Origin of the sequence: Pseudomonas sp. NFPP02, assembly GCF_900119355.1 — a bacterium.
Taxonomy (GTDB): Bacteria; Pseudomonadota; Gammaproteobacteria; order Pseudomonadales; family Pseudomonadaceae; genus Aquipseudomonas; species Aquipseudomonas paracarnis.
Genome location: NZ_FPJI01000012.1, coordinates 87,136 through 107,908 on the forward strand (window position 1 = coordinate 87,136; position 20,773 = coordinate 107,908).

General features: G+C 60.8%; 18 protein-coding genes. 7 read left to right on the forward strand and 11 right to left on the reverse strand.

Translation table 11 applies throughout. The annotated features are described in order from the left end of the window. Positions 1 to 50: 50 nt before the first annotated feature. The 7 genes from BT204_RS20590 to BT204_RS20620 all read right to left on the reverse strand — a co-directional run bounded on the left by BT204_RS20590 (position 51) and on the right by BT204_RS20620 (position 6,284). A complete protein-coding gene (locus tag BT204_RS20590; protein WP_072448126.1) occupies positions 51 to 905 on the reverse strand; it encodes an alpha/beta hydrolase in 855 nt (284 codons plus the stop codon). Next, positions 902 to 1,705 (reverse strand): alpha/beta fold hydrolase, encoded by an 804-nt coding sequence (locus BT204_RS20595; protein ID WP_044273029.1) that lies wholly within the window; start codon positions 1,703 to 1,705, stop codon positions 902 to 904. The genes BT204_RS20590 and BT204_RS20595 overlap by 4 nt, the downstream gene beginning before the upstream one ends. 97 nt (positions 1,706 to 1,802) lie before the next feature. Then, positions 1,803 to 2,246 (reverse strand): hotdog fold thioesterase, encoded by a 444-nt coding sequence (locus tag BT204_RS20600; protein ID WP_014717751.1) that lies wholly within the window; start codon positions 2,244 to 2,246, stop codon positions 1,803 to 1,805. A gap of 30 nt (positions 2,247 to 2,276) precedes the next feature. Then, positions 2,277 to 3,929: an AMP-binding protein gene (locus BT204_RS20605; protein WP_072448127.1), complete on the reverse strand. Its 1,653-nt coding sequence runs from the start codon at positions 3,927 to 3,929 to the stop codon at positions 2,277 to 2,279. 525 nt (positions 3,930 to 4,454) lie between these two features. Further along, a complete protein-coding gene (sixA, locus tag BT204_RS20610; RefSeq protein ID WP_072448129.1) occupies positions 4,455 to 4,904 on the reverse strand; it encodes a phosphohistidine phosphatase SixA in 450 nt (149 codons plus the stop codon). Then, the gene (locus tag BT204_RS20615) at positions 4,901 to 5,248 is read right to left on the reverse strand and encodes a DUF4389 domain-containing protein (RefSeq protein WP_054899024.1); all 348 of its coding nucleotides are present in this window, start codon (positions 5,246 to 5,248) and stop codon (positions 4,901 to 4,903) included. Before BT204_RS20615 ends, sixA begins: the two co-directional genes overlap by 4 nt. 10 nt (positions 5,249 to 5,258) lie before the next feature. Then, positions 5,259 to 6,284, reverse strand: coding sequence for an NAD(P)H-dependent glycerol-3-phosphate dehydrogenase (locus tag BT204_RS20620; RefSeq protein ID WP_034127205.1), 1,026 nt, complete (start codon positions 6,282 to 6,284; stop codon positions 5,259 to 5,261). Between the two features lie 193 nt (positions 6,285 to 6,477). On the opposite strand from BT204_RS20620, the gene BT204_RS20625 reads away from it, so the two are divergent. The 5 genes from BT204_RS20625 (at position 6,478) to fabB (ending at position 13,424) form a co-directional block, all read left to right on the forward strand. Beyond that, on the forward strand, positions 6,478 to 8,598 hold the full coding sequence (locus tag BT204_RS20625) for a TonB-dependent receptor plug domain-containing protein (protein ID WP_083544080.1): 2,121 nt from the start codon (positions 6,478 to 6,480) through the stop codon (positions 8,596 to 8,598). 1 nt (position 8,599) lies between these two features. Next, positions 8,600 to 9,529, forward strand: coding sequence for an ABC transporter substrate-binding protein (locus tag BT204_RS20630; protein WP_054899023.1), 930 nt, complete (start codon positions 8,600 to 8,602; stop codon positions 9,527 to 9,529). After that, positions 9,526 to 11,427 (forward strand): ATP-binding protein, encoded by a 1,902-nt coding sequence (locus BT204_RS20635; protein WP_054899022.1) that lies wholly within the window; start codon positions 9,526 to 9,528, stop codon positions 11,425 to 11,427. Before BT204_RS20630 ends, BT204_RS20635 begins: the two co-directional genes overlap by 4 nt. Positions 11,428 to 11,676: 249 nt before the next feature. Next, positions 11,677 to 12,192 (forward strand): 3-hydroxyacyl-[acyl-carrier-protein] dehydratase FabA, encoded by a 516-nt coding sequence (gene fabA / locus BT204_RS20640; protein WP_003190035.1) that lies wholly within the window; start codon positions 11,677 to 11,679, stop codon positions 12,190 to 12,192. 11 nt (positions 12,193 to 12,203) lie between these two features. Continuing rightward, positions 12,204 to 13,424: a beta-ketoacyl-ACP synthase I gene (fabB, locus tag BT204_RS20645; RefSeq protein ID WP_003190033.1), complete on the forward strand. Its 1,221-nt coding sequence runs from the start codon at positions 12,204 to 12,206 to the stop codon at positions 13,422 to 13,424. A gap of 185 nt (positions 13,425 to 13,609) precedes the next feature. On the opposite strand, the gene BT204_RS20650 is transcribed toward fabB, so the two are convergent. Together BT204_RS20650 and BT204_RS20655 are read right to left on the reverse strand one after the other, a co-directional pair. Then, positions 13,610 to 15,235 carry a methyl-accepting chemotaxis protein gene (locus BT204_RS20650; protein ID WP_072448131.1) on the reverse strand — a complete coding sequence of 542 codons (1,626 nt, stop codon included), beginning with the start codon at positions 15,233 to 15,235 and terminating at the stop codon, positions 13,610 to 13,612. A gap of 96 nt (positions 15,236 to 15,331) precedes the next feature. Further along, complete coding sequence (locus BT204_RS20655) at positions 15,332 to 16,354, reverse strand: amidohydrolase family protein (RefSeq protein WP_072448133.1); 1,023 nt, start codon at positions 16,352 to 16,354, stop codon at positions 15,332 to 15,334. A gap of 139 nt (positions 16,355 to 16,493) precedes the next feature. Here BT204_RS20655 and BT204_RS20660 point away from each other — a divergent pair, with 139 nt between their 5' ends. Together BT204_RS20660 and BT204_RS20665 are read left to right on the forward strand one after the other, a co-directional pair. Continuing rightward, the gene (locus BT204_RS20660; protein ID WP_034127200.1) at positions 16,494 to 16,910 is read left to right on the forward strand and encodes an OsmC family protein; all 417 of its coding nucleotides are present in this window, start codon (positions 16,494 to 16,496) and stop codon (positions 16,908 to 16,910) included. A 62-nt stretch (positions 16,911 to 16,972) separates the two neighbouring features. Next, entirely contained in the window at positions 16,973 to 17,839 is an 867-nt protein-coding gene (locus tag BT204_RS20665; RefSeq protein WP_072448135.1) for a pirin family protein, read from the forward strand. 99 nt (positions 17,840 to 17,938) lie between these two features. Here the strand turns inward: BT204_RS20665 and BT204_RS20670 are convergent, their stop codons facing one another. Further along, positions 17,939 to 18,667 carry a dienelactone hydrolase family protein gene (locus BT204_RS20670; RefSeq protein WP_054898384.1) on the reverse strand — a complete coding sequence of 243 codons (729 nt, stop codon included), beginning with the start codon at positions 18,665 to 18,667 and terminating at the stop codon, positions 17,939 to 17,941. Between the two features lie 200 nt (positions 18,668 to 18,867). After that, positions 18,868 to 20,772, reverse strand: coding sequence for a molecular chaperone HtpG (gene htpG / locus BT204_RS20675; RefSeq protein WP_014717738.1), 1,905 nt, complete (start codon positions 20,770 to 20,772; stop codon positions 18,868 to 18,870). Position 20,773 lies beyond the last annotated feature (1 nt).

Here is a 20,773-nt window from a genome sequence, read left to right on the forward strand (position 1 = left end):
TGGTTGACTCCCTTTCAATCCGCCCAGCCTCGGCAGTTGACCCCGCCAAGTCAAGGCGTGGAGAAGAACCGATTGAAACAGTCTGCAACAAGAGCCGCACCGGGCTCGTCATTCAGGTGTAAATGATGGCCGCCTGGCAGCGTGGTAACCGTGAAGGGTAGCTGAGAAAGCAATTCGGAATGTTTCGCCAGCATGCCGTCAGCCGCGACCACCAACTGGGTAGGGCACCCGACTCTTCGCACGAAGGCCATGGCTTGTTCGTCGGTCAGGCGCATCGGCGACGCCAGGGTCAGGCGGCTATCGCTGCGCCAGGTATAACCGCCCGGTACGGGCATCAAACCGCGCTGGGCCAGGAGCTGCGCCGCTTCACGGCTGACCGCGACCACGCCTTTCATCCGCGCCTCGACCGCTCGATCAAGGCTGTTGTAGACCGGCTTGCGCTTGTCCTGCAGGCTCAATTGCGCCTGCAACGCCATGCCCAGGCGCTCGGCCGCGTTCTCGCCACTGGCGGTCGGTGGGATCACGCCGTCAATCAGGCCCAGGTGTGTCACCCGCTCCGGCAAGGCCCCGGCCAATACCAAAGAGACGATGGCGCCCAGGGAGTGGCCAAGTAATGCAAAACGTTTCCAGCCCAGTTGCTCAGCCACCTGCAGCACGTCGTAGACGTAATCCCACAAGGCATAACCGGCGCCAGCCGGGCGATGCGCCGAATGCCCATGCCCCGCCATGTCCAGGGCGACGATGCGCAACCCTCGCAGCTTGGGCGCCAGGCGCGCAAAGCTGTTGGCGTTGTCCAGCCAACCATGGAGGGCAATTACCGGCAGGCCGTCCTCGGGCCCGAACAGATGCGCGGCCAGTTCGAGGTGCGGCAGGCTCAGGCGTACCTCTTCGACGGGCGTACTCATGCGCAACTGCGCTCACGGGCCTGCCAGCGGGCGAACAGGGTCTTGATCAAGGCAGCAGTGTCCTGAGGGCGTTCGAGGGGAAACATATGGCCGCCGGGCATGGTGAGCATTTCGCCCATGGGCAAGCGGTCGACACCGCTGGCATGGTGACGCATCACCACCCGGCTCTGGCGGCCACGCACCACGGCCAGCGGCACCTTCAACTGGCGCACCTGGCCCGGGCTGGTGTGGGGCACCCCGCGATAGATGCTGATTTCGGTGGCTGGGTCGAACCGCAGGCGCAGGCGATCGCCCACTTGCTGCAGGCCATGTTGCAGGTACGCGTCAAAGCAATCGGGGTCAAAGCCACGGAACAGGGTCTTGCCTGCGAAATAGCTGCGCGCGGTGTCCAGGTCGGTGAATTCTTCGCGCCGGCCAAGCGTGCGCCCAGCCGGGGTGAGGCGGTCGATAAAGCCGAAGCGCTTGGCAGCGCGGATCACCCAGCGGTCTGCGCGGGTGAGCACCGGCGAATCCAGCATCACCACGCCCCGGTACAGGTGCGGGCAGCGCATGGCCGCGTGTAAATGCAGCACGCCACCCAGGGAATGGCCCACGCCCCATACCGGCTCTGGCTGCTGCTCCAGATGATGGATCAGCTCGTCCACCAGGTTCTGCCAGTTATCATCCACCGGGAACCTGGGGTCGTGACCATGCTGCGGCAGATGTGCCACCGCATATTCCGGGGCCAGGGCGGCAAACAGCTTGCCGTAGGTGGCCGAAGGGAAGCCATTGGCGTGGGTAAAAAACACGTGCTGCGACATACAGGTTCCATCAACAAAAACAGAGGGGGATTGTCACCATGCCCGGCCCCTACAGCAATGACTGTAACTGCCAGGAATGATGACACTCACGCCACGCCTATCGCGCCGGCGGTTGTTCACCCAGCGGCACCACGGCCATGGTCAGGCGCGAGACACAACTGGCCTTGCCCTCGTCGCTGCTCAGGCGGATGTCCCACACCTGGGTAGTGCGCCCGATATGAATAGCCTTGGCCACCGCCGTCACCCGGCCGCTGCGCACGCCGCGCAGGTGGTTGGCGTTGACCTCCAGGCCCACGCAATAGAACTTGCTTGCATCAATGCACAAGTAGGCGGCCATGGAGCCGACACTTTCGGCCAGCACCACCGAGGCGCCGCCGTGCAGCAGGCCGTAGGGCTGATGGGTGCGGTGGTCGACCACCATGCTGGCGGTAAGGGATTCGTCGTCGAAGCTTTCGAAACGAATATCCAGCATTTCACCGATGGTGTTTTTCTGGATCGCGTTGAGGTGTTCGATATTCGGTTGGGTACGCCACAGGCTCATACGGTTGTCCTTGTTGGTTTTATTACGGCCCTAATCCTGCCACAAAACGGTTTCGGCGCGTGCGCTCCATGCTTGCAATTGTGGCCCGTACGTCGACTCGATCACGTTGCGTTTGATCTTCAAGGTCGGCGTGAGAAAACCGTTTTCCACCGCCCATTGGTCTTTCACCACCACTAATTGCCCCATGCGTTCGTGCTTGTCCAGGCCTGCGTTCACCTGTGCCAGCCAGCGTTCAAGACCACCGCCGAGGGCTTGGCGGTCCTCGCCGGGTGCCGACAACACGCACAGCCCTATCGGCGCACTGAGCCCCTCGCCGACCACACACACCTGTTCAATACGTGCATGTTCGGCCAGGCGGTTTTCAATCGGCGCCGGGGCTACGTATTTGCCTTTGCTGGTCTTGAAGATTTCCTTGAGACGTCCGGTCAGGCGCAGGCGACCGTCCGCGTCCTGCTCGCCCTTGTCACCCGTCCGCAGGAAGCCATCTGCGGTGAGCGTATCCGCGGTTTTCTGCGGGTCCTTGAAGTAGCCCAACATGGTCGCGCCACTGTGTACCTGCACTTCGCCTGACGGGTCGATACGCACTTGCACGCCTGGGCAGGGCTGGCCGATCCAACCGAGCGTTTGCCCACCTGGGCGACACACATGGGAATAGCCGCAGTTTTCGGTCATGCCGTACACCTCCAGCACATCCAGGCCCAGGCGCTGATACCAACGCAGCAACGCCTCGGGCACCGGCGCGGCGCCGGACAGGGCGATGCGCAGCGCATCCAGCCCCAGGCCGGCGAGAATTTTATGGCCGACGCGTTTGCCGATAAAAGGCAGGCGTAACAGGGTATCGAGGCGTGTTTCCGGGATTTTGGCGTAGACGCCCAGTTGGAATTTGGTCCAGATGCGCGGCACGCCAAACAAGGCCGTCGGCCGCGCCCTGCGCAGATCGGTGAGGAAGGTTTCCAGGCTCTCGGCGAAAAAAACGGTTTGCCCGGTATAGATCGACGCCATTTCTACAAACATCCGCTCCGCCACATGGCACAGCGGCAGGTACGACAGCAACCGGTCGCCCTCCCCCAGGCCAAACAGCTCAGTACCGCCCGAAGCAGCAAACCCCAAGGCGCCGAAACTGTGCATCACCCCTTTAGGCAGGCCGGTCGTACCGGAGGTGTAGATGATAGTGGCCAGGCTGGCGGCATCCGGTAGCGGGTTGTCCTGGATCGGTGAACAGGCTTGCAGGTCCGCCCAACTGAAATCGAAAGTCTCTTCAGGAGGGCACAGCGGCAGACTGATAGTCGGCACACCCGCAGGAACGCCAGGCGCCATTGCCGACCAATCATCCAGCTTGCCGATCAGCGCCAACCGCGCCTGCGAGTGAGTCAGCACATGGGCGACTGAGTCCGCGGTGAGGTTGGGATAAAGCGGCACCGACACGTGCCCAGCCATCCAGATCGCCAGGTCGGCGATGATCCAGTGGGCGCAGTTTTTTGAAATCAAGGCAATATGCGAGCCCTGGGGCAACTCCCGCGCGCGCAGCCAGTGCGCGGCGCAACGAGCCTGGTGGCCGACCTCGCCCCAGGTGAGGGCCTGCACCTCACCGCCGCCGATGGGCTGAACGAGGAAGACTTTGCGCGGGTGCCGCGCTTCACGCTCGAAGAAGACCTGCAACGGCAAACGAAAAGCGACAGGCATGGGACGCGCTCCTTTGTGATCCGAGATACAGCCAACCAAGCACTTGCTTGGTTGACTGTATAGCACAGACGAAGGAAACGGCCTGCCGCTAACCACGATGCGAAGCGAGACGCTCTTGATCTGCTCTTGATCTTAGGCGCCCCCCAAATCACTGGCGGATTACGGGCACACCGAGCCTGGGCGAGGTGCCGAGTGGTGGGGCAAGAGCCCTTTGGTTACTTTGGGCTGGGCCGGCATTCCGGCTTTGCCAAAGTGACCCGCCGTTCAGGGCGGAACCCTAAGTGGCCGTTACCGCAGGAATGGATATGTACTCGGTATAACGGTGTCGACTGTGACGCCGTCTTCGCGAGCAAGCCCGCTCCCACAGTGGAATCGTTGGGGCGTCAGCGAGATAGGCGTCGGCTGGCAGGCCGTCATCGCAGGCAAGCCCGCTCCCACAGTGGGATCGTGGGGTGTCAGCGAGATAGGCGTCGGCTGGCAGGCCGTCGCGGGAGCAAGCTCTCTCGCCACAGCGTTGCACGATGCCTAAGGGTTCTTCACATCCACCAGACTCATCAAGCCAGCCAGCGGAAAGTCACCCTCAAGCTCCGCCAGGCTGGCCGTGTACATCGGCTGTGGCTGGCGCTGATGCCCATGCTGCAGAAAACTGATCAGGCTACCCACCAGCGGTTGGTGGCTAACCAACAGCACGTTGTCATCGGTGTCGAGTTTCTCCAGCACTCGCTGGACATGCCCATCGGGCGTCAGCCACGGCACCGTGCGGATCTCAGGCTCAAACCCCAGCACATCGCGCACCAACTGCGCCGTCTGCTGCGCCCTAACATAAGGGCTGGCAATGATGGCGCCCAAGGGCTGGCCAATCAGGTGCGCAGCACTGCGCAATACTTCAGCACGCCCATGCTCGGTAAGGTTGCGCTCGGCGTCCGTGCGCGCATGCGCTTGGGCCTCGCCGTGACGCAGAATCCATACTTTCATAGCTTCGGCTCTTCATCACGTACCGGGTGCGGTGCCGGCGGTACGCTGTGGGCCGCTTCGCCTTCGGGGGCGCGTGGGGTTGGCCAATCGGCGAACGGCCAGGGCTTTTGTTCGGTGTGGAAGCTGCCGAAGCGGCCAATCTGCGCCAGGAACTGGCTGAGGCTGTCGCCAAAGTTCATCAGGCCCAGGTTCGGTGCGCCGTAGATCAGCCGGTAAACCAATTGCACCACCACCAGCGCACCGAGCAGGAATTGGGCTACCTGCCACACCAGCGCAAACACCAGCATCCACAGGATGCGCAAGACAATCGACTCGTATGGGGGGGCAGCTTTGGGATCGTTCATGACGCGTTCCTCAGTTGAAACCACTGGTGGAAATAAAGTCGACATCGGTCTTGGGCTCGGCCCGCATCAGCAGCTCGATGACCTGGTTCAGGGTGCGCCCTTCGAACAGGATCGCATGCAGGCCGGCGACCAGCGGCATGTACACGCCCACTTCCTGGGCCTTGGCCTTCAAGACCTTGAGGGTGTTGACCCCCTCGGCCACTTCGCCCAGACGCGTCACCGCTTCCTCCAGGCTCAGCCCTTGGCCCAAGGCGAACCCGACCTGGTAGTTGCGGCTTTTGGGCGAAGAACAGGTGACGATCAAGTCCCCTACGCCCGCCAGGCCGAGGAAGGTCATCGGGTTGGCGCCCTGGTTCACCGCAAAACGTGTCATCTCGGCCAGTGCGCGGGTAATCAGCATGCTCTTGGTGTTTTCGCCCATGCCCAGGGCCACGGCCATGCCAGCAATGATCGCGTAGACGTTTTTCAAGGCCCCGCCCAATTCGACGCCGAAGCGATCGCCGCTGGCGTAGACCCGGAAGGTACGGCCGTGCAACACGGCCTGGACGCGCTCGCACAAAGCCTCGTCCTCACTGGCGACCACGGTGGCGGTCAACGCGTGCTCGGCGACTTCCCGCGCAAGGTTTGGCCCGGACAGCACGCCAATGCGCGCCTGAGGGGCGATTTCGGTGAGGATTTCACTCATCAACTTGAAGGTGTGGGCTTCGATGCCCTTGGTCAGGCTGACCAGTAACTTGCCGGCCAAGCGTTCGGCGTGTGGCGCCAGTACCGAGCGCAAGGCGCTGGAAGGCAGCGCGACAAAGCACAGGTCGCAGGCCGTGAGGGTTTCCAGCAGGTCGGTCACCGGCTCGACGGCGGGATGAATCTTGATACCTTTAAGGTAACGAGGGTTTTCGCGATGCACGCGAATGGCTTCGGCCTGCTCGGGGTCGCGCATCCACTGGCGCACCGCGTGACCGTTCTCGGCCAGCAGGTTAGCCACGGCGGTACCAAAACTTCCGCCTCCCAGGACCGCAATAGGGCGCTGTTCAGTCATATGCAATCCGTTAATCCATACCAGTGGCGATGGCGGCATTATACGGGGCGCCCCGCTTGCGGCCAGCCCCCGTATCAATTCGCGCGAGTCAGAAAATGCCAGAGGCGTGCGAAGTAAATGCAAGTCCGACGACTGGCAAACAGCCGCACCTCGGTTAACATGGGCGGCTATCCGCAATTAACAAGGCCGTGCCGTGTATCTGGGCCCTCCTCCTCGCTCATCATTGTTGTTGGTGCTGTTGTGCGCTACCTGCGCGCAGGCCGACGATCTGTTCCTCGACAGCCAGCCGCTGCCGCAGGTCTTGACCGCCACGCGTCTCAAGCAATCGGCCGCCGCCGTGCCCGGCAGCATGACGGTGATCGACAGTGAGCTGATCAAGGCCAGCGGTGCCCGGGACATCTCGGAACTGCTGCGGCTGGTCCCGGGGATGATGGTCGGCTACACCAGCGGCAACCAGGCGTCGGTGAATTACCATGGCACCAGCGCCAGTGACGCACGGCGCATGCAGGTGCTGATCGACGGTCGCTCGGTCTACCGCGCCGGCCTGGCCACGGTGGATTGGAGCGATATCCCAGTGGCCATGGAGGACATCGAGCGCATCGAGGTCTTTCGCGGCCCCAACACCGTCAGCTACGGTGCCAATGCGCTGATGGCGGTGGTGAATATCCTCACCCGCTCGCCAGCCAACAGCCACGGCTCGCGGGTAAAGGTCATCCGTGGCGAGCGTGGCATCAATGACTTCTATGCCAGCCAGGGTGTGGGCTGGGAGACCGGCGATTTGCGCTTGTCTCTGTCCGGGCAACAGGACGATGGTTTTGACAGCGACGCGGTCGGCGCCGACCGCCGTGACGGGCGTCGTCTCAACCGTTTCAGTCTGGCGGTGAGCCAGGCCTTGAACGCGCAACAAAGTCTCGATTGGCAACTGAACGTCAAGGAAGGCACCAACCAGCGCCCTTATACCTACACCCCGGTGTTTGCCGGAATTACCGAAGGCGGCACTAATTCCGATGTCACCGCCAAGGACTACGCAGGCTCCCTGCGCTGGAACTTCGACTTCAACCCCGACCACAGCCTGTATATCCAGGGCTCGGCACAGCAATGGGACCGCAAGCAAATCTGGAAAGCCTGTGACGCCAAGGCCTCGTTCAGCCCTGAACTGACCCAGTTATGGCAGCTCAACCCCAACTATGCCGAATTGCTGGCACGGCACATGGACACCTACAGCCAAGGCTCCGCCCCACCGGGTAACGCCGCCGAACAGGCCTTGGCCAACCAGGTGCTGGACCAGTGGCGCAACGGTGCCAACCAAAGCGTGTGCGGCGATATCGACCAGAGCACCCGCGAAAGCCGCTACGACGTGGAGATCCAGGACACGCTCAGCCTCTCCGACAGCCTGCGCCTGGTCAGCGGTATGAATTACCGCTATGACCGCGCCGACTCCGAAACCTACTTCAATGGCACCCTGGACGACACCACCTGGCGCCTGTTCGGCCACCTGGAATGGCGCGCCAGCGAGCACTGGCTGCTGCAAGGTGGCGCCATGTACGAAGACACCCACCTGAGCGGCAACTCGCTCACGCCGCGTGTGGCGGTCAATTACCTGATCAATCCTCGCCACGGCTTGCGCGCGGTGTACTCCGAGGCAATCCGCTCGCCGGACATGTTCGAGAACAACGTCAATTGGAGCTACCGCGTCACCAATCTCAGCTCCCCGACCTACGGGCAAAACGCCGGTCAATATTTTGTCGTGACGCGCGGCCCTGGCAACCTCGACAAAGAGTTGATGCGTTCGCGCGAACTGGGCTACAACGGCTTCTTTGCCGAGCTGGGGCTGAATGTCGACGTGAAGCTGTTCTATGACGAAATCACCGACATGATCAGCTCGCCGCTGCGCAACAACCAATACATCGCCAGCAACGCCAACAGCTCGCGTTTTAGCGGTGCCGAGTCGCAGTTCGACTGGCGCGTGAGTGACGCCGACCGCCTGCGCCTGACCTATGCTTATGTAGACGCCACCTCCAGCAACCCGCTGGACAAAGCGCAAACCGCGCGTAACAGTGGCTCGGCCGGTTGGCTGCGTGAGTGGGGCCAGGGTTGGTCCAGCGCCTTGTTCTACTATGGCGACGACGCACTCAACCAATATCGCTTCCAGCGGGTCGACCTGCGGGTGGCCAAGCGCATTGCCGTAGGCAAAGCCAATGTGGAGCTGGCGGGCATGTTGCAGCAACGCCTGGATGACCAGCCCACCACCTGGGCCGACAACAACTACGACCATCGCCACGTTCTCTACTTCAGCGCCGAGCTGGACTTCTGACATGGCCGACCAGTCACGGATGACCCTCTTGTTGGTTTCACGGTTTTGGCGCCGCGGCCTGCTGCTCGCCTGCCTGTTGCTGACAGCGCCGGCGTGGAGTGCCGACATTCTGCTGACGGCCGCCGAAGACAGCGCCGGCGTGCGCGCTTTTACCCAGGCCCTTGCCCAACAACGCCCCGAAGACCAGGTCAGCTTCACGCCACTCAAGCAGTTGCCAGCGCCCAGTCACCTGCCTGCCAGCACCCGCCTGATTCTCCTTGACCTGCCGGGTCTGGACTGGCGCCTGCAGGATGCTCAGGGGCCACCAACCCTTGTGCTGCGCATCAGCCGCCTGCAGGCCCGACAACGCCTGGGCAACTCGCACCCGGCAAAAATCAGTCTGCTATGGAGCGACCCGCCGCTGGAACGTCAGTTGCGTCTGATCGCCAATATCCTGCCCCAGGCCCGGCGCGTCGGCGTGCTGTACGGCGTCGATAGCGAATTCCTGCTGCGCGAACTGATCCAGTTCGCCAAACCCATGGGCCTGGAAATCATGCCCCAGCCATGGGACAACACCAGCGACAGTCGCCCGCTGCAAACCCTGTTCAAAAACAGCGACGTGCTACTGGGCCTCGACGATCCGCAGCTGTACAACCCCAAGACCGTAAAAAACCTGTTGCTGAGCAGCTACGCCCAACAACTGCCGTTGGTGGGGCCCAACGCTGGGTTTGTGCGGGCCGGCAGCCTGGCCAGCACCTACAGCGATCAATCCGACTGGCTCGCGGTACTGGACCGACTGCTGGACCAGCCGCCGGCCAGTTGGCCCAGCACGCTCTACCCGCAGTACTTCAAAGTCGTGGGCAACCCACAAGTCGCGCGCTCACTGGGCATCGAACAGGTCGATGAAATCGCCGTTGCCGCCCGCCTGGCCGAAGGAGAACAACGCCCATGACCTTGCGCCGTCGTTGGGATATCAACACCCGCACCCAGCTCATTACCCTGGGCCCCGCGCTGCTGTTGACCCTGCTGCTCATCACCTTCTTCACCTTCGTGCGCATCCAGGACTTGCGCCAGGAGCTGGACCACACCGGTCAATTGATCGCCAACCAGCTGGCGCCTGCCACTGAGTACGGCGTGATTTCCGGCAACAACGATGTGCTTGAAACCCTGCTGCGTGCGACCTTGGCCACACCCCATGTGCGCTTCCTGGAGATCCAGGACAGCGCCGAGAACATCTTGGTGTATGTGGAGCAGCCGTCCGAGCGGCATGACCGTTCGCTGTCGGTGAAGGTGTTCCAGGCACCGATCCGCCTGCAACACATCCAGCTCAACAATGACTTTTTCCAGGACAACCTCAGCGAACCCAAGGCACCCCGCGCGGACTACCTGGGGCGAGTGATTGTGGGCATGTCCAATGATGCCTTCAGCCAGCGCCAGCAGGAGATCCTGTTCAAGGCAGGGGTCCTGGCGCTGTTTGCCCTGCTGTTTACCTTCCTGCTGGCGCGACGCTTGTCGGCCAGCCTGTCACAGCCGATCAGCGCCATGGGGCACGCGGTCAAGGCCATCCAGCAAGGCGATTACAAGACGCCACTGCCCATCGTCGATGACTCGGAATTGGGCGACCTCTCGCGGCATATCAACAACCTGGCCGAGGGCCTTCAACAGGCCAGTCGCGAACAGCAACAAGCCATGGCGCAGTTGATCCAGACCCGTGAAGAAGCCGAGCGGGCGAACAACGCCAAGTCGGATTTTCTGGCGATGATGAGCCACGAACTGCGCACGCCCATGAATGGCGTGCTGGGCATGCTGCAACTGCTGGAAACCACGGAGATGACCGAGGAGCAGACCGAGTACGCGGCGCTGGCGTGCGAGTCCACCGAGCATTTGCTCAAGGTGATCAATGACATCCTCGATTTTTCACGCATTGAACGCGCCGCCCTGGAACTGGAACATATTCCGTTCAACCTGGCCGATCTGATCAACAGCTGCGCCCAGGCTTTCCAGCACAGCGCCCAGCAGCGCGGGCTGAGCCTGGAACTGCCCATTCCCATGGGCATGGAGGCTCTGCGTGTGCGCGGCGACCCGACGCGGATCCGCCAGATTCTGGTGAACCTGATCGGCAATGCATTGAAATTTACCGAACATGGCAGCGTGACCGTGGAGCCCCACTGGCAAACCCTGGACCATGAGTTGGTGTGGTTCACCTGCACCGTACGCGACAGCGGTATCGGTATTTCCGCCGAACGCCTGGATTTGATGTTCGATGCATTCCAGCAGGCAGACAGCTCCATTTCCAGGCGTTACGGTGGCACGGGCCTGGGCCTGCCGATTGCGCGCACCCTGGCCGAACGTATGGGTGGCACCTTGCGCGCCCAGAGCGAAGAAGGTCGAGGTTCAGTGTTCACCTTGGAGATTCCGCTGGCCATTGACCAGCAGCATGCCCCGGTCACCGCACCTGACGCGCTTGGCAAAGCCAGCGCCGGCGATGGGCGCCACGTGCTGTTGGTAGAGGACAACCCGGTCAACCGCACCGTGGTCGAAGCGATGCTGCGCAGCCTGGGCTTTGAAGTCAGCCTGGCCACGGACGGCGCCGAGGCGATCCGCAGCGCCGAGAGCCTGATTTTCACCGCTATCCTGATGGATTGTCGCCTGCCCTTGATCGACGGCTACGAAGCCACACGGCAGATTCGCCAACTGCCCGGTTGCGCCGATCTGCCGATCATCGCCCTGACGGCCAACGCCTTGCAGGGCGATCGCGAAGCCTGCCTGGCAGCCGGAATGAACGATTACCTGGCCAAGCCGTTCAAACGCACGGATTTGCAGCAAATCCTGCAGCGCTGGGTGCAATAGCGCCGCGCCATCAGCCAACTGCGACTGGCGTGAAAGACGAAAGTGCGGCAGTCTTAGGCACCCGAACGGGCTGATAAACAGGCCCGGTTTAAAATTTCAGTGAACAAGTGTACATTCAGTGCCTTGCCGCTGTGACTTTCACTACAACGCAATAGTCTATGTGTAGGCTGCCGCTATGAGGCATGAACGCTTCATTCGGTTCGGGAAGATTTGCCCTACCCTGCCGCATGGGATTATTGAGGAGCTCGCATGACCAAACAAAACGCCTTTACTCGGGAAGACCTGCTGCGCTGCAGTCGCGGTGAGCTGTTCGGCCCAGGTAACGCGCAACTGCCCGCCCCGAACATGCTGATGGTGGATCGCATCACCCATATCAGCGAAGAGGGTGGCAAGTACGGCAAAGGTGAATTGGTCGCCGAGCTGGATATCACCCCTGACCTGTGGTTCTTCGCTTGCCACTTCGAAGGCGACCCTGTGATGCCAGGTTGCCTGGGCCTTGACGCCATGTGGCAACTGGTTGGCTTCTACCTGGGCTGGCAAGGCCTGCCGGGCCGCGGTCGCGCCCTGGGTTCGGGCGAAGTGAAGTTCTTTGGCCAGGTACTGCCGAGCGCCAAGAAAGTCACCTACAACATTCAAATCAAGCGCGTCCTCAAGGGCAAGCTGAACCTGGCCATCGCCGACGGTTCGGTGACTGTCGACGGTCGCGAGATCTATACTGCCGAAGGCCTTCGGGTCGGCGTATTCACTTCCACTGACAACTTTTAAGGGTTATCCGCATGCGCCGCGTCGTTATCACTGGTCTGGGCATCGTTTCTTGCCTGGGCAATGACAAAGAGACCGTCACCGCTAACCTGCGTGCAAGTCGCCCTGGCATCCGCTTCAACCCGGAATATGCCGAAATGGGTCTGCGTAGCCAGGTTTCCGGCTCCATTGACCTGCCCCTCGAAGAACTGATCGATCGCAAGATCTATCGCTTCGTCGGCCACGCTGCCGCCTACGCCTACCTGGCCATGAAAGACGCGATCGCCGACTCCGGCCTGAGCGAAGACCAGGTTTCGAACGTACGCACCGGCCTGATCGCCGGCTCCGGCGGCGCATCGACCCTCAACCAAATGGAAGCGCTGGACATCCTGCGCGAAAAAGGCGTGAAGCGCGTCGGCCCTTATCGTGTCACGCGGACCATGGGCAGCACCGTTTCCGCCTGCCTGGCTACGCCATTCCAGATCAAGGGCGTGAACTACTCGATCTCCTCCGCATGCGCCACCAGCGCCCACTGCATCGGGACTGCCGTTGAGCAGATCCAACTGGGCAAGCAGGACATCGTATTTGCCGGCGGCGGTGAAGAAGAGCATTGGAGCCAGTCGTTCCTGTTCGACGCCATGGGCGCATTGTCCACCCAGTACAACGAAACCCCAGAAAAAGCCTCCCGCGCTTACGACGCCAAGCGTGACGGTTTCGTCATCGCCGGTGGTGGTGGCATGGTGGTGGTCGAGGAGCTGGAACACGCCCTGGCCCGTGGCGCGAAGATCTACGCGGAAATCGTTGGCTACGGCGCGACGTCCGACGGCTACGACATGGTTGCGCCAAGCGGTGAAGGCGCCATCCGCTGCATGCAGATGGCAATGTCCACCGTCGACACCCCAATCGACTACCTGAACACCCACGGCACCTCGACCCCGGTCGGCGATGCCAAGGAAATGGAAGGCGTGCGTGCGGTATTTGGCGACAAGGCTCCGAAAATCAGCTCCACCAAGAGCCTGTCGGGTCACTCCCTGGGCGCCGCTGGCGTTCACGAAGCGATCTATTGCCTGCTGATGATGGAAGGCAACTTCATGGCCGGCTCGGCCAACATCGACGAGATTGATCCGGTTGTGGCTGATATGCCGATCCTGACCAAGACCGTTGAAAACGCCAAGATCGACACCGTGATGAGCAACAGCTTTGGTTTTGGTGGCACCAATGCCACCTTGGTACTCAAGCGCTGGCAGGGCAAGTAAGCCCGCAGGTTGATCACACGAAAAAGCCCCGACTGGTTCGGGGCTTTTTTTTGCGTTTGATTTGAAACCGCGTCGCCTTCATCGCAGGCAAGCCAGCTCCCACATTCGACCGCGTTCATCCTGGAGGAATACGGTCCAGTGTGGGAGCTGGCTTGCCTGCGGCTGGGCCAACCCGGTTCCCCGCCCTACACCGAAAACCGCGCCACCATCGAATTCAGATCCACCGCCAACCGCGACAACTCCTGACTCGCTGCACTGGTCTGGTTGGCCCCGGTCGATGTCTGGTGCGCGAGGTCGCGGATATTCATCAGGTTACGATCCACCTCCCGAGCCACCGCCGCCTGCTGCTCCGACGCGCTGGCAATCACGAGGTTGCGTTCGTTGATCAAGGTGAATGCCGAGGCAATCTCTTCCAGGGCCATGCCCGCCGATTTGGCGAGATCCAATGTAGAGCGCGCCCGTGTATTGCTCTGCTGCATCGAGCTGACAGCCTGGTCGGTGCCCTGCTGAATCCCGCTGATCATCTGCTCGATTTCCTGGGTCGACTGTTGCGTGCGATGGGCCAAGGCCCGCACTTCATCGGCTACCACCGCAAACCCGCGCCCGGCATCCCCCGCTCGCGCCGCTTCAATCGCCGCGTTCAGTGCCAGCAAGTTGGTTTGCTCGGCAATCGAGCGAATCACATCCAGCACTGTGCTGATGCCATAGACCTTTTGCGCCAGCGCTTCGACCTGGGTCACATTGGCGGTCACATCGGTCGCGAGGGCTTCAATCGACACCACCGTCTGCTGCACCTGCTCACGCCCTTGCTGGGCAATCCGGTCGGATTCGCGAGATGCCTGGGACGTGGCCACGGCATTGCTCGCCACCTCCTCCACCGCCACCGTCATCTGATTGACTGCCGTGGCCGCCTGTTCGATTTCCTGGTTCTGCTGGTGTAAACCACGGGTCGCATCCTCGGTGACGCAACTGAGCTCTTCGGAAGCCGACGCCAATTGGTTCGACGATTCTGATATGCGCCGGATAGTGTCGCGCAAGCTCTCCTGCATGCGCTTGAGCGCCTGTTGCAAGCGCGCCGGCTCGTCGCTGCCACTGAGCCTGATGTCGCCCGTCAAGTCGCCACTGGCAACGCCCTGGGCCACTTTCAACGACTGTGCCAGCGGCAGCACGATGCTGCGTGTCAGCCACACCGCCAGGCCAATCGTGACCAACGCCGTGACGCCAATCATGGTCATCACCCAGACCCGCGACTGGCTGAACACCTGCTGTGCCAGCCGGGCGGCCTCGTTGGCGCTGGACTTGTTCAGATTGACCAAGTCACGCAGCGTCACGGCCATCTGGTCAGCCATCTGATTCATTTCGCCATTGACCACCGCAATGGCCTCCTCCAGCCGATTGGCCTTGGATAAGCCCACCACCTGCTCCTGGCGTTGCAGGTACTGCTGCTCCTCGACCTTGAAGCGATCAAACAGCACGCGCTCCTCAGGCAAGACGATCAATGCCTCGTACACGCCTTCAGCGTGGTGCAAACCGGTTTTGATCTCGGCAATTTTCTGCTCGTTCTGCGCCACCGCCTGGGGGTCGCGGTTGACCAGCAAGCGCAACGTCAGCGCCCGAATGCGCAACACATCCTGGTTCATCTCCCCTACCGCCATCACGCTGGGCAGCCAATTGGTCTCCACCTGGTCCGACTGCTGGCGCATATTGGCCATCTGCAACAGGGCAAAGCCGCCCAAGACGAACACCATCAACGCCAGCACACCAAAGCCCAGGCCGGCGCGAGGGGCGATATTCAAACTGCGGATATTCATGCCAGGGTTCCTTCCAAAAGTACTGCATCCACCTGCAGCGGGTCTCTTGGACGTTATCGGCACCTCAGGTCATTGGCGTAAGATCAAAACGCGATATCAAGGCGCGTCGCCATCGCGATGCGGCTTGGGCAGGATGGCGAGGAAGTTGTCGCGCGCAACCTTGTGGGCAACGTCTTCGGGCAACGCATCGAGGAAAGGATCGAAACGGCGCATCTCCTTGCCCAACTTATTGAAGCGCCCCACAACATCGGAGCCGAGCATGAAGCGATCCGGGAAGCGCTCCACCAGCGCAACCCATTGCGACCGTGGCTTGCCGGCGTCATCCAGCAGATAGGGCGTGAGCATGCTCCAGGACAGGTCGATATACAGGTTGGGGTACGCCTCAAGCAGGCGCGTCAGGGTAGGCAACAAAAAGTCCATCTGCACCTGATGACGGTGAATTTCCTTGCTGGTACCGGCATGGGCCCAGATAAAACGCGTGTGCGGGTGATTGCGTAACGGCTGCTCGACTTCCGCCAGGTACAGCGGGTTGCGCTCACGTTTGGAGGTGATGTTGGAGTGCAGCATCACCGGCAGGTCGTTTTCGGCCGCCAGGTGATAGATGCGCGTCATGGCTTCGTTATTGGCGCGCGGGGTGTCACCGGAGGTCAGGGCGGTAATGTCATCGTGCCGGGTGAACACTTCACCGATGCCCTGCCACAGCCCTGGGTTGAGGTCGAGCATACGCTGGATGTGGGCGGCGGAGTTTTTGTCGTTGGGATTGAAACCGGCGAGGAAGGGATGAAAGTGCTGGCGTTGCTCGGGGGAAAGTTTATTGACCGCCGCCGCGACGATCACATCCGTGGCGCTGTACCAATAGGCATCGGCGTCGTCACCGGCGTAGTAGCGCGGGCGCTTGGGCTCGTCTTCGTGCCATTTCTTGGCCACGGGAATCCCGGAAATCATGACGTGCTCAATACGGTTGTCCGCCATGGCCTTGAGCAGCTTGTCCATGCCGGCGGTTTCCTGGAAAAAATCCACGTAGTGCAGGTGCGCGTCGCTGTAGGCATAGTCACGGGCCTGCACGACAAGGCTGCTGGCGGCGAGCAACAAGGCAAGACTCAGGCGGGCTCCAGACACGGTAAAACCTCAATAAGGGTTGATACGGGTAGACCTTGCGCCAGCCTTCAGGGTTCAGCATGGAAAAAACCGGAACACTGGGGTGCCAGCATGCTCTATAACTGCATGACCTTCATCCTGCGCCCTTATGAGGTTTGCCATGCCTGTTACCGTTAATACGCTGAACGCTGAAAACTTCCGTCACAGCGTGAATATCAATAATCACGAGCTGTTTACCGACCTGCCCAAGAGCCTGGGCGGTGACGATTCGGCGCCCTCCCCCCACGATTATTTCGATGCTGCGCTGGCGTCGTGCAAAGCCTTGACCGTAAGGCTCTACGCGCAGAAAAAAGATATCCCGCTGACCGGCGTGACCGTGGAGGTCACTCACGACAGCGACGAAGAGCAAAAGGGTAAATACAAACTCAACGTCAAGCTGACCCTCAAGGGCGTACTCACCGACGCCCAGCGCGATGAACTGCATCGCGTGGCCGATAAGTGCCCGGTACATAAGCTGATGACCACCGCCGAAGTCACTATCGAGACGAAATTGTCGGAAGGCGCCTTCAGCCAATAGCCCCAACTTCCCATCGAGCGGGTTATGCTCAAAGCATCCAACCCGCTCAGACTGGGATGCCCATGACCACCCTCACCGTGATTCGCCCTCGCCCCGAAGATGTAGAAGGCCAGCCTATCCTGCGGCCCCTGCCCTCACGTGAATGCCGCAGCGTCGGTCCCTTTGTATTTTTCGATCATATGCTGCCGACCCGCTACGCACCGGGTAACGGCATGAATATCCGCCAGCATCCCCACATCGGCCTGTCCACCCTCACCTACCTGTTTGAAGGCACCTTGCAGCACAAGGACAGCCTTGGCTCGGACCAGGTGGTGCAAGCCGGCGATGTCAGCTGGATGACCGCCGGCAGCGCGATTGCCCACGTCGAGCGCACACCTGAAGCGGTCAAGGCCAGGGGTTTCAACCTGCATGGCCTGCAGGTGTGGCTGGCCTCGCCCAAGGACCACGAGACCGGGCCCGGACACTACAGCCATCACCCAGCCGCAAGTTTGCCGATAAGCGATAACCTCGGCGTGCAGGTGCGTTTGATCGCCGGTGATGGTTTTTGCCTCAGATCACCGGTGCCGGTGCTGTCGCCGACGCTGTATGCCGAGGTACAGATGCAAACCGCCACCACCCTGTTGATTCCTGATGAACATGAGGAACGCGCGGTGTATGTGCTGGAGGGTGAGGTGCAATTGGACGGTGAAGCCCTGGAGGTCAACAGCTTGGTGGTATTGCCGACTGGGCAGGAGATGACTCTGTATGCCGAGAGTGATTGCCACCTGATGGTATGTGGCGGGGCACCGCTGGATGGGCCACGGCGGATCAACTGGAATTTTGTGGCGAGCGACCCGGCTGTGATCGAGCAGGCGAGACAGCGTTGGGCGGCTGGGGATTGGCCGACTGTGCCGGGGGAGTCAGAAAGAATCGAGCTGCCTGTGAAATAGCTATCGCAGGCAAGCCAGCTCCCACATTTGATGGGTATACACATTTTAGAATGTAGGAGCTGGCTTGCCTGCGATGGCGTCCGATCAGGCGCTGAGAAATCAGCCCTTGAACACTTCATCCAACAAGTTATGCATCGACTGGAAAGCCCGTGCGGCGGTCTTGGCGTCGTACATCATCTTGCCCGGCACATTGGCATGGGGGTCGGTGAAGGAATGCACCGCGCCGCCGTAGCTGAGCAACTGCCAATCCACACCCGCCGCGTTCATTTCATCTTCGAACGCTGGCAGTTGCTCTTTGGGCACCAACGGGTCCGAGGCGCCATGCAGCACCAGCACTGAACCCTTGATATTCTTCGCGTCTGCGGGGTTCGGTGTATCCAGAGTGCCATGGAACGACACGGCAGCCTTCAGCGGCGCGCCGGTACGGGCCAGTTCCAGGGAGCAGCAACCGCCAAAGCAGAAGCCGAAGGTGGCCAGTTTGGACGTGTCCACCGCGGCTTCAACCTGGCCTTGCAATTGCTCGAAGGCGGCTTGCATGCGCTTGTTCAGCAACGGGCGATCATTCTTCAACGGCATCATCGCCGCGCCCGCTTCATCGCCATTTGAAGGACGTACGTTTTGCCCGTAGAGGTCGGCAATCAGCACCACGTAGCCTTTGCCGGCAACGGCCTTCGCAATCTCTTCGGCCCCCGCACTTACGCCCATCCAGTTCGGCGCCATCAGCAGTCCCGGCAACGGGCCCTTGTGGCTGGCATCGAATGCCAGACGGCTTTCATAAGACTGGCCATCAATCTGATAGACCACGGAACGTACAGTGACTTGGCTCATCATTTTCTCCAATTCAGATGGATTGACGATGCTCCCTGTAGGAGCGAGGGTGAAGCCTAGTTCTTGCTCGCGAAAAACGTGAGATCACCGCGCTCATTCAGCATTTGCGCGTTATCGTTGACGTTCTTCGCGAGCAAGCTCGCTCCTACAGTAGAGCCAGAACGAAAAAACCCGCCGAAGCGGGTTTTTCTACAACGGTGTTAAACCGACAATTCAACCAACAGCTTGTTCAGTCGGCGCACATACGCGGCCGGGTCCTTCAAGCTGTCGCCGGCTGCCAGGGCGGCCTGGTCGAAGAGGATGTGCGACAGGTCACCAAACCGCTCTTCGCTCTGCTCGCCATCGAGTTTCTCGATCAGCGGGTGAGACGGGTTGAATTCGAAGATGGGCTTGGAATCCGGCACTTTCTGGCCGCTGGCTTCCAGGATCTGGCGCATCTGCATGCCCAGGTCCTGCTCGCCGATGGCCAGGATCGCCGGGGAATCGGTCAGGCGGTGGGAAACCCGCACTTCACTCACCGCTTCACCCAGGGAAGCCTTGATGCGCTCAACCAGGCCCTCTTTGGACTTGGCGACTTCTTCGGCTTCTTTCTTCTCTTCTTCGGAGTCCAGGTTACCCAGGTCCAGGTCACCACGGGCCACGTCGACGAAGGTTTTGCCGTCGAACTCGGTGAGGTAGCTCATCAGCCACTCATCGATACGGTCGGTCAGCAGCAGCACTTCGATGCCTTTCTTGCGGAAGACTTCCAGGTGCGGGCTGTTCTTGACCTGGGCGTAGGTTTCGCCGGTCAGGTAGTAGATCTTGTCCTGACCTTCCTTGGCACGTGCCAGGTAGTCAGCCAGGGACACAACCTGCTCGCCGTCTTCGCCTTGAGTCGAGGCAAAACGCAGCAAACCGGCGATTTTTTCCTTGTTGGCAAAATCTTCCGCCGGGCCTTCTTTCATGACCTGGCCGAAGTTTTTCCAGAAGCTCTTGTATTGCTCAGGCTCGTTCTTCGCCAGCTTTTCCAGCATGTCGAGTACGCGCTTGGTGAGCGCCGACTTCATGGAGTCGATGATCGGGTCTTTCTGCAGGATTTCCCGCGACACGTTCAGCGACAGGTCGTTGGAGTCGACCACACCTTTGATAAAGCGCAGGTACAGCGGCAGGAAGGATTCCGCCTGGTCCATTACGAACACGCGCTGCACGTACAGCTTCAGGCCTTTTGGCGCCTCGCGCTGGTACAGGTCGAACGGAGCACGGGCCGGTACGTAGAGCAGCGAGCTGTATTCGAGCTTGCCTTCAACCTTGTTGTGGCTCCAGCTCAGCGGGTTCTCGTAGTCGTGCCCAATGTGCTTGTAGAACTCCTGGTATTCCTCGTCCTTGATCTCGGTACGCGGACGGGTCCACAGGGCACTGGCGCGGTTGACAGTTTCCCACTCCACCGCAGGGGCTTCTTCGCCTTCGGCAACGGTCTGTTCCTTGGGCAACTCGATCGGCAACGCGATGTGGTCGGAGTACTTCTTGATGATGTTGCGCAGACGCCAGCCATCGGCGAATTCGTCTTCACCGGCTTTCAAGTGCAGCACGATGCGGGTGCCGCGGTCAGCCTTGTCGATAGTGGCGATTTCAAATTCGCCCTCGCCTTTGGAAGCCCAGTGCACGCCTTCGCTGGCGTCAAGGCCGGCGCGGCGGCTGAATACTTCAACCTTGTCGGCGACGATGAAGGCCGAATAGAAGCCCACGCCGAATTGGCCGATCAGGTGAGAGTCTTTTTTCTGGTCGCCCGACAGGTTCTTCATGAAATCTGCGGTGCCGGACTTGGCGATGGTCCCCAGGTGGGTGATCGCATCGTCACGGCTCATGCCGATACCGTTGTCTTCGAGAGTGACGGTCTTGGCGTCTTTGTCGTAGCTCACACGGATCTTGAGTTCCGCGCCGCCTTCCAGCAACTCGGGCTTGGACAGGGCTTCGAAACGTAATTTATCGACAGCGTCAGAGGCGTTCGAGATCAATTCGCGAAGGAAAATTTCCTTGTTGGAATACAGCGAATGGATCATGAGGTGCAGCAGTTGCTTCACCTCGGTCTGGAAGCCCAGGGTTTCCTTTTGAGTTTCCACACTCATG